The sequence below is a fragment of the Ciceribacter azotifigens genome, assembly GCF_048159625.1.
GTDB classification, from domain to species: Bacteria; Pseudomonadota; Alphaproteobacteria; order Rhizobiales; family Rhizobiaceae; genus Allorhizobium; species Allorhizobium azotifigens.
Genome location: NZ_JBLQTA010000066.1, coordinates 1 through 1,309 on the forward strand (window position 1 = coordinate 1; position 1,309 = coordinate 1,309).

1 protein-coding gene is annotated in these 1,309 nt (G+C 62.0%); it reads right to left on the reverse strand.

The genetic code is table 11. The features are described 5' to 3' along the window. A partial coding sequence (locus tag ACM6UT_RS23305) for a LysR family transcriptional regulator (protein ID WP_416799647.1) occupies positions 1 to 841 on the reverse strand: 841 nt, incomplete at its 3' end. Positions 842 to 1,309 lie beyond the last annotated feature (468 nt).

Sequence of the window (1,309 nt, forward strand, 5' to 3'; positions counted from 1 at the left end):
AATGCGCCAGCGCCGGATTGTCGTTGTCGCCTTGCCAGTAGGCGGCATAGCTGATCCGGCTCGGGCCGTTGCCGTCGCGCGCCTCACGATAGACCACGCCCACATAGCTGGCGCCAATGCATGCCTCGCACATCAGGCTGACGCCGAATCCTGCGCCGACTAGGCTCTTGATGTTCTCCCGGCTGATGTCATGGCTGATGACCTTCGGCCGCTCGCCGGGCGCGGCGAGCTTCGCCAGAAGGATGTCCTGAATCTCCGGTCCCGGATCGCGCTGGCTGAGGAGGAAGGTCTCGTCCTTGAGATCCGTCCAGTAGACGATGTTGTTGCTCGCCAGCCGGTGGCCTTCAGGCAGCGCGACCATGACGCGCTCGCTCCACAGCGGCATGGCCTTCATATTGCGTGCGGTCGGCTCGCCGGTGACGATGGCGACGTCGAGCGTGCCGCGCTCCAGGCCGGCGAACAGACACCGCCGCGTTCCCTCGATCGTCTGAATGTCCACCTTCGGAAAGCGGGCCGCATACTCCATCAGGCTGGCACGCAGATTCCCGGCCGAGAGCGACGTGTAAAACCCGACGGTGAGCTGGCCGGATTCGCCCTTGCCCATGTCTTTGGCGGTCGCCTCCATATGGTCGACGGTTTCGACAAGGTGGCGGGAGGTGCGCAGCACTTCGGCGCCGGCGGTCGTCAGGCGCACACCGCCGCTGGTTCGCTCGAATATTTTGACGCCCAGTCGGTCTTCCATCTGCCGAATGCAGCGGCTCAGCGTCGATTGCTTGACACCAAGTTCCTCAGCCGCGCGCCTGAAGCTCTGGAAATGAGCAGCAGCGACCGCATAGCGCAAATGCCTCAGTTCGATACCTGTTGTCAGTGATCGGAACTCCTCCTGGCGCTTCCGGCCCCGCCCAGTCTGGCGTCACCGGGAGACTTATGTCCGGCCGATGCGCGACCTTTTCAATGGTATGCCCTAGACACGCCGGAATTGTGTCTCACCCGGACCGCGCAACCGACTCGGATCATCAGCCGCTGACAGGAGTATAATCCGATGTGTCTTCAAACGCTAATGAGAAGCATTCGCATATGTCGCCAGCCGACGTCCGGCGGTTGGTTCGCTTGTCAGCGGACCGCCGTCAGCGCGCTACGGCATCCGGCGACTTTCGTCCGGCTGCCTAGATTGCACCTAGATCACGGGTAATAGAGGCTGCTCTAAGCAAAAACGGCCCCGAAGGGCCGTCTTCAAGTGCTTGATTTTCCTTTGGAAAACTGGAGCGGGCGAAGGGATTCGAACCCTCGACCCCAACCTTGGCAAGGT